The sequence below is a fragment of the Microcoleus sp. SVA1B4 genome, from assembly GCF_036700545.1.
Classification (GTDB): domain Bacteria; phylum Cyanobacteriota; class Cyanobacteriia; order Cyanobacteriales; family Microcoleaceae; genus Microcoleus.
Genome location: NZ_JAUBPB010000073.1, coordinates 23,345 through 30,219, shown reverse-complemented (window position 1 = coordinate 30,219; position 6,875 = coordinate 23,345). Strand labels below are relative to the sequence as shown.

Below are 6,875 nucleotides of genomic sequence, written 5' to 3'. Positions count from 1 at the left end.
CTGCAACTGCTGCACCCACAGCGGCTCAAACTGCAACTGCTGCACCCACAGCGGCTCAAACTGCAACTGCTGCACCCACAGCGGCTCAAACTGCAACTGCTGCACCCGCTGATGCCAAATCTAATAAATTGGGCGGTGCGGCGTTAGCAGCAGCCGGAGTAGTCGCCGGAGTCGCCGGAGCTGCCGGTCTGGCTGCGGCGGCGTCAGCACTGAGCTCCGACGACGAATCCTTCGATGAGTTTGAGGAAGAAGCAGTCTCTGATTTCGACCTGGGCGATGACGAGGAAGAAGCAGTCTCCGACTTCGACCTGGGCGATGACGAGGAAGAAGCAGTCTCCGACTTCGACATGGACGATGACGAGGAAGAAGCAGTCTCCGACTTGGACATGGGCGATGACGAGGAAGAAGCGGTCTCCGACTTCGACATGGACGACGATGAGGAAGAAGCGGTCTCCGACTTCGACATGGACGACGATGAGGAAGAAGCCTCGGCTTTGGACGGTCTCGGTCTCGAAGACGATGAGGAAGACGCCGTATCTGACTTTGATATGGGCGACGATGAGGAAGACGCCGTATCTGACTTTGATATGGGCGATGACGAGGAAGACGCCGTATCTGACTTTGATATGGGCGATGACGAGGAAGATGAAGCCTTGGCTTTGGGCGGTCTCGACCTCGGCGATGACGAGGAAGATGAAGCCTTGGCTTTGGGCGGTCTCGACCTCGGCGATGACGAGGAAGATGAAGCCTCACAATTTGGGACTTTGACCTCTGGAGATCTCGAATCGGGGATTTCCGATCCGTTTGGGGAAGAAGATGCAGAGTTTGTCGCCGAAGAAATACCCGATCCTTTTGGGACAGCGACCTCAGATGACCTAGACATGGATCTGGGCGACTTGGACGATGACGGTATTGACGATTTCTCTGTATCTGATGACGATGACCTCGACGATCTCGGACTCGACGATCTGGGGGAAGCAACTACCGGAGATCCAGATGAAGATGATTTAGATGCTCTAGATCTCGGTGATTTGGATTCCGACGATGAAGATGAAGAAATTTCCGGCTTTTTATCTGATTTTAAGTGAGGTTGTTGCGATCGCCCGCGTCTCTTCTAGTCTTGAAGTTTCCCGCTCTATTTGTGAGTTGTGAGTTGCGAGTTGTTAATTTTTAATTAGCTCCAACTCACAACTGCCAAAAGGCTTTTGGCCTTAGCGAATTGAAGTAAACTAAATCCCTGCTGTGAGGGATTGTATGCCCTCGCGCAGAATTTTTTAGCCAGAATTTTGGATGCTGCGGCTGCTGCGGAAATATTGAGTTTGCTGCATCTATTTTTCTGAGAAATTACGCCAAAACCAGGTATTTCTATTATTGTTCGCTGCTTCAGCGCGATCGCACTTTCACAGGTGTTTCCTCGCCACTGCGCCTGTTCGCGTTCGAGACGAAAAACAACCTGAAAAACCACTTATGCTTGTCCGCAGCAAGAGATGCGATCGCAAAATACAGGTACTTCATCGCTAGGCGAGCCTGTCCTGTTTCAGACGAAAAACAATTTAAATGGAGAAGATTTGAGATATGACTGCTATTACTACTAATGAACCGGAAGCTTTAAACTTTGAATGCGAAACAGGCAATTATCACACCTTTTGTCCGATTAGCTGCGTAGCTTGGCTTTATCAAAAAATTGAAGATAGCTTTTTCTTGGTCATCGGTACCAAGACTTGTGGCTATTTCTTGCAAAACGCAATGGGCGTGATGATTTTTGCTGAGCCTCGCTATGCGATGGCTGAGTTGGAAGAGGGCGATATTTCCGCTCAGTTAAACGATTATGATGAGTTGAAGCGGCTGTGCTTGCAAATTAAGCGCGATCGTAACCCCAGTGTAATTGTTTGGATCGGCACTTGCACCACCGAAATCATCAAAATGGATTTGGAAGGGTTAGCGCCGAAACTCGAAGCAGAAATTGGCATTCCCATCGTCACAGCGCGCGCTAACGGCTTGGATTACGCTTTTACTCAAGGGGAAGATACCGTTTTAGCAGCGATGGCTGCTAAATGTCCTGAGAAAGCGCCCGTGATGGAATCTCAGAAACAAGAACGCAATGCTATCTCTCAACTGCTGAATTTCGGTAAGAAAAAAGAGGAAGTTGCAGCAGATGAATCGGAATATGTCAAGCACACACCGCTGGTACTTTTTGGTTCTTTGCCCGATCCGGTTGTTACTCAGCTAACTCTAGAATTGAAGAAGCAAGGAATCAAAGTTTCCGGTTGGCTTCCTTCCAAGCGCTACACTGAATTGCCAGTCTTGGAAGAAGGTTATTATGTATCGGGTATGAATCCGTTCTTGTCGCGTACTGCTTCTACGTTGATGCGCCGCCGCAAGTGTAAGCTAATTGGTGCGCCATTCCCGATCGGCCCTGACGGAACTCGCGCTTGGATTGAAAAGATTTGCTCAGTGTTGGGGATTGAACCAAAAGGTTTGGACGAACGGGAAGCGCAAATTTGGGCTGGTTTGGAAGATTACCTGCAAATAATTCGCGGCAAATCTGTCTTCTTTATGGGCGACAATTTGCTGGAGATTTCTTTAGCACGTTTCTTGATTCGCTGCGGCATGACTTGCCCGGAAATCGGCATTCCTTACATGGACAAACGCTATCAAGCCGCCGAATTGGCTTTGTTAGAAAAGACTTGTCACGAGATGGGAGTTCCTACTCCTCGGATTGTGGAGAAACCCGATAATTACAATCAGTTGCAGCGGATTTACGAGCAGAATATTGATTTGGTGATTACTGGTATGGCTCACGCTAATCCTTTGGAAGCGCGGGGAATTAATACTAAGTGGTCTGTTGAGTTTACTTTTGCTCAGATTCACGGCTTTGGTAATGCGCGGGATATTTTGGAGTTAGTGACTCGTCCGCTGCGCCGGAATAATTCGCTGAAGGATTTGGGTTGGGGTAATTTGGTGAAGAATGAAGCGAAGGTTTAATCGTTTTTAGCCTTGAATAAAAACCCCGCTTTTTTAAATAAAGCGGGGTTTTTATTCAAAAATTACTGAGATTTTCCGATTAAATGAGTGGTATTAACCGTGAATTAACTATAGACAATAGACACATTGCCAAGCATCTCCCAGATACACTACAAATGCAAAGGTTATTGCAGCGAGGGGGATCTGCTCATGTATTTAACAATGAAGCTACAATGATTAGAGTGGCACAAGCCATAATAGAAAAGGGGGAATTCACAGGCATTATTCGCAATCACGAACGATATGGACTCTACTTTGCCAGCCCAATTGGTTATAGAATTCAGAGTGATGGCAGCCAAATTCCTTTACATTACGGTGAAATTAAAGTGATAGGAGATAAATATCATGTCATCCCCCGTACCCAACCTAGCAAATAACTGGCAGTTTACAGAAATATGGGTTGACCCTACCTCTGTCCCTCCTTATGTTTTGATGTTGCTCGGTGATGATAAAAATAATTTTTGCATTTTCGACCCGACTGAAGACTATAAGATTGTTTTTGCTTGTTCTAGCTATGAGGAAGCAAGGCTTTGGCTGCTTGAAGATGAATATGAGCGGGTTGAAGGGCGGCTCAATGTTGAGCAAGTGGCTTAAGTTATTGATGATGAAAGTCAAGCTTAAATCTCTAGATTATTACTTGAGCCTGAAGTATCCTATCAGTTTTCACCCGGAAGCTGAAGGATACACAGCTATCATAAAAAACCTTCCGGGCTGTATGTCTCAGGGTGAAACTTTATCGGAAGCGATGGAGAATATTGACGAAGCTAGGGAATTGTGGATAGAGACGGCTTATGAGTGCGGCCATGAGATTCCTTTACCTGCTAAAAGTTAAAGTAGGGTGCGTCGCTTCGACAATTCTCGGCACGAAAGCATTTATCCCATAGCGACGCACCCTACAGCTATGAGATTCCTTTACCTTCAATTGTCTAGACTCGCAAGTTACAAAATCTTGTGTATGCTCTCAACAACTTGCTCAAGAAAATCAACCGCTTCATTAACTAATAGTTCATCAATAGGCCAGCGATTCCCTAATGATAAAGTAGGATCTATATCTGCTTCATGTGCAATCTTATTCCGGCGATCGACAATCAGAATTAGTTGTTGTTTTATATCTCGCTCGGACATAACCATGTTAGTAGAAACTTCTTCCCACAACTTTTTATCGCAAATCAGCCGGATAGCATCAGCTATAGCAATTGGCTGCTGAAAACTTTTGTAGCTGTGGCGCTGTCTAATTTCATCTTCTAGCCAGGAATCAATATTTTGTCCTGCGTTTATACCAGCGCGAGCGTTACCCAGTGAAATTTGAAACCGCGAAAATGCTGGAGGTTCAGGACGTTGGCCTCGGTGAATTTCTAACATTCCTATCCTAACAACTTCGTGAATATAATAGTCCAAAGCGCTAACCGCTAGAACAAGTGCAGCTCTGAGCATATCTGAAAGATCGAGAACACTACTAGCTTGAGCTTTTAGAGAATTATGCACAGCAATTAAATCGCGAACGCGGGTAATACTGATGCGAAATAGATCAATTGCTGACTGCATGGCACGTTAACCCAATAACTCTGTCTGCTAGTTTGGAAAAAGCTTCTCTGAAGGGTTTTTGTGCTTTTAGAGCATCTGTTAAAACTATACCACTCTGTTCTATTTGCTCAGAGGTGAGGGCAAAAACTGGTGTTTGATGCTCTTGAGACTTAGCAATAAGGCTGTTAAAGTCAGAAATTTTTGCAAGGCAGAAGTCACTGCCAATTCCTTGAGAATTGTACATCTGATTATTTAGTAGCATATTATTTATTTGCAAAGATGGTACTAATCTAGTAGAAACAGCTTCTTCAATGGCATTTATCCACTTCTGAAAAGCAGCAGCGGGTTCTTGACGTATTATTCGATAATTTTGAACTACAGTCCCAAGAAAGCGCGGTGTAACTTTTGGAAATGGATAGGCAGCATCTTGCAAAATCCTCATTTCAGAAGCTTTTTGAGCCCAAGCATACCATTTTGGCAAAATTGTTGCCAAAGAATCGATCGCCATTACTGAAAAAAAGTCAGGACTGGTAGGAAGTATAAAAAAATCACTGGTCATCAGTAGATTTTGATTGATTGAGCTTAAACTTGGACTCATATCAATCAAAATATAATCTGCGTTAAACTTATCTGCTGTTTTTTGCAAAAGATAAGAAATTGAACCGGGTAAGTTTTGCAGTGCTTGAATTGAACCACTTAGCTCTTGTGCAATGCCTAATGTTACCTCGTATTCAGCAAGTCCCACATGACCGGGCAACAAAAACAGACCATCACACCCTTCTACTGGCAAACAATCTACAGCTTCAATTAGCTTAGGCCTTGATTCAAATGCAGGTGCTAAGCCTGATTTAATATTCTGGTTTTTTTGATATAATCCCTCTAATTCTTCCTTAGTTGAAAATCCCAAAACCATTCCTGTCAGGTTACATTGCGGATCTGCATCCACTATGATTACTTTTTTTCCCTTGGTGGCTAACATCCATCCTAGATTAAATGTAGTGGTTGTTTTGCTAACGCCGCCCTTGTGATTAAATAGAGCTATTTTCTGAACCATCTTTTTTTATACTTTTGGGGAAGTCAGTACCTGAGCTATAACTAAGGCTATGACTATTATACAGTCAGGGATGAAAGGGCGCACTTTTTCCCCAACTTTTCCAGAATCCCAGCCCACACGCCCGTAACACGATCGCAAGTACGATCGCCTATAATCGAAACTAGCCCAACTCTCATCAGTTGAGAAACCGCCATGAGTCAAGACAAGGAAAAAATTAGCTATTCAGAGAAAACAGAACGTCTCAGAGTTATCGGTCAGTTTATCAAAACTGTGACACCGATGATTTGGACGATCGTAATTCTCGTAGTCATCATTCCCCTATTCGGTAACTTTCTAATTTCCCAGTCACTAACCAATACCGGAACCACAGCAGTTGTAGTCTCGCCGCCACACGATTTTAGCAAAGTCAACCAAGACATTAAAAACGCCATCCAAAAATCCCATATAACAGCAGAAACTTTCGCATCAAAAGAGTTGGACAAATGGGAAACCGAAGTAATTGCAAGAGTTGACAATAGTTTCCTCGATTGGTACTTTGATTACTTCAATCAAAAAAAGATGGAGTTTACCGTACCTTTTAATTTTGTGAAATCTGCCGTACTCAACAGATTTGATATGACAGCAGCATCTCGTGCTGTTTCCGAAAAATTAACCGAAGATTTTCAAAGAGAATTTGCTAACCGGGTGCTGGTTCCCAAAAACGCTCAACTGCGATTTCAATTAATCACTCAAGATACTGCTAATTTGTACATATCAGAAGTTAGCAAGAATGTGAAAGTAGTGCAAAACAATTATAATATACCGCAAGTACAGTGGGACAAATATCTGAACGATATTGCCACCACAATTAGCGACAAAGGAAACGTCTCGAATTTATCATTAAAAGTATTAGTTGGCGGTAGCGGTTACTTGGTTGCTAAACCCTTAATTTTGGGAGTCGCAGCTAAAGTTGGTAGTAAAGTTACGGCAAAAGTTGCCAGCAAAGCCGCCGCCAAGGTAGCCACAAAAACAGGCGGTACAGTTGCTAGTCAGTTGGGAGTAAGTTTAATCGATCCGATTGTCGGCATCGGAATTATCATTTGGGATTTGTGGGATTACAATCACACAGTCAAAGTAGAAAGACCGATTTTGCGGGAACATATTGTAGAATACTTGAAAGATGTCAAAAAGTCCCTCCTCACAAATCCTGAAAGCGGGATTATGGCAGCAATTTATCAGTTGGAAAGCGGTATTTTGAAGTCACTTTAATCATTTAAATCGCGTCTAAATGATG

The 6,875-nt window shown here is 43.8% G+C and carries 9 protein-coding genes; 6 read left to right on the top strand and 3 right to left on the bottom strand.

From position 1 onward, the window contains the following. A partial coding sequence (locus QT987_RS24995) for a hypothetical protein (RefSeq protein ID WP_333245644.1) occupies positions 1-1,088 on the top strand: 1,088 nt, incomplete at its 5' end. Between the two features lie 86 nt (positions 1,089-1,174). Here the strand turns inward: QT987_RS24995 and QT987_RS24990 are convergent. Continuing rightward, positions 1,175-1,465, bottom strand: coding sequence for a hypothetical protein (locus QT987_RS24990; protein ID WP_333245641.1), 291 nt, complete (start codon positions 1,463-1,465; stop codon positions 1,175-1,177). Between the two features lie 110 nt (positions 1,466-1,575). Here QT987_RS24990 and QT987_RS24985 point away from each other — a divergent pair, with 110 nt between their 5' ends. The 4 genes from QT987_RS24985 (at position 1,576) to QT987_RS24970 (ending at position 3,856) form a co-directional block, all read left to right on the top strand. Beyond that, entirely contained in the window at positions 1,576-2,985 is a 1,410-nt protein-coding gene (locus tag QT987_RS24985) for a ferredoxin:protochlorophyllide reductase (ATP-dependent) subunit N (RefSeq protein WP_199292772.1), read from the top strand. An 83-nt stretch (positions 2,986-3,068) separates the two neighbouring features. Next, the gene (locus QT987_RS24980; RefSeq protein WP_333245638.1) at positions 3,069-3,401 is read left to right on the top strand and encodes a DUF6972 family protein; all 333 of its coding nucleotides are present in this window, start codon (positions 3,069-3,071) and stop codon (positions 3,399-3,401) included. Next, positions 3,370-3,618, top strand: a complete 249-nt coding sequence (locus QT987_RS24975) for a hypothetical protein (protein ID WP_106148613.1) — start codon at positions 3,370-3,372, stop codon at positions 3,616-3,618. The genes QT987_RS24980 and QT987_RS24975 overlap by 32 nt, the downstream gene beginning before the upstream one ends. Continuing rightward, the gene (locus QT987_RS24970) at positions 3,599-3,856 is read left to right on the top strand and encodes a type II toxin-antitoxin system HicB family antitoxin (RefSeq protein ID WP_333245634.1); all 258 of its coding nucleotides are present in this window, start codon (positions 3,599-3,601) and stop codon (positions 3,854-3,856) included. Before QT987_RS24975 ends, QT987_RS24970 begins: the two co-directional genes overlap by 20 nt. A gap of 107 nt (positions 3,857-3,963) precedes the next feature. Here QT987_RS24970 and QT987_RS24965 read toward each other — a convergent pair whose 3' ends face one another. Together QT987_RS24965 and QT987_RS24960 are read right to left on the bottom strand one after the other, a co-directional pair. Continuing rightward, positions 3,964-4,569 (bottom strand): HEPN domain-containing protein, encoded by a 606-nt coding sequence (locus QT987_RS24965; RefSeq protein WP_333245631.1) that lies wholly within the window; start codon positions 4,567-4,569, stop codon positions 3,964-3,966. Continuing rightward, a complete protein-coding gene (locus tag QT987_RS24960; protein ID WP_333245629.1) occupies positions 4,553-5,602 on the bottom strand; it encodes a ParA family protein in 1,050 nt (349 codons plus the stop codon). The genes QT987_RS24965 and QT987_RS24960 overlap by 17 nt, the downstream gene beginning before the upstream one ends. Before the next feature lie 192 nt (positions 5,603-5,794). Between QT987_RS24960 and QT987_RS24955 the strand changes: the two genes are divergently transcribed. Beyond that, positions 5,795-6,850, top strand: a complete 1,056-nt coding sequence (locus QT987_RS24955) for a hypothetical protein (protein WP_333245626.1) — start codon at positions 5,795-5,797, stop codon at positions 6,848-6,850. The last annotated feature ends 25 nt before the right edge of the window (positions 6,851-6,875 follow it).

Excerpts from the sequence above, each read along its gene's own strand:
- QT987_RS24985 (WP_199292772.1), top strand. The coding sequence starts at position 1,576 with ATGACTGCTATTACTACTAATGAACCGGAAGCTTTAAACTTTGAATGC.
- QT987_RS24980 (WP_333245638.1), top strand. The coding sequence starts at position 3,069 with ATGAGTGGTATTAACCGTGAATTAACTATAGACAATAGACACATTGCC.
- QT987_RS24975 (WP_106148613.1), top strand. The coding sequence starts at position 3,370 with ATGTCATCCCCCGTACCCAACCTAGCAAATAACTGGCAGTTTACAGAA.
- QT987_RS24970 (WP_333245634.1), top strand. The coding sequence starts at position 3,599 with ATGTTGAGCAAGTGGCTTAAGTTATTGATGATGAAAGTCAAGCTTAAA.
- QT987_RS24965 (WP_333245631.1), bottom strand. The coding sequence starts at position 4,569 with ATGCAGTCAGCAATTGATCTATTTCGCATCAGTATTACCCGCGTTCGC.
- QT987_RS24960 (WP_333245629.1), bottom strand. The coding sequence starts at position 5,602 with ATGGTTCAGAAAATAGCTCTATTTAATCACAAGGGCGGCGTTAGCAAA.
- QT987_RS24955 (WP_333245626.1), top strand. The coding sequence starts at position 5,795 with ATGAGTCAAGACAAGGAAAAAATTAGCTATTCAGAGAAAACAGAACGT.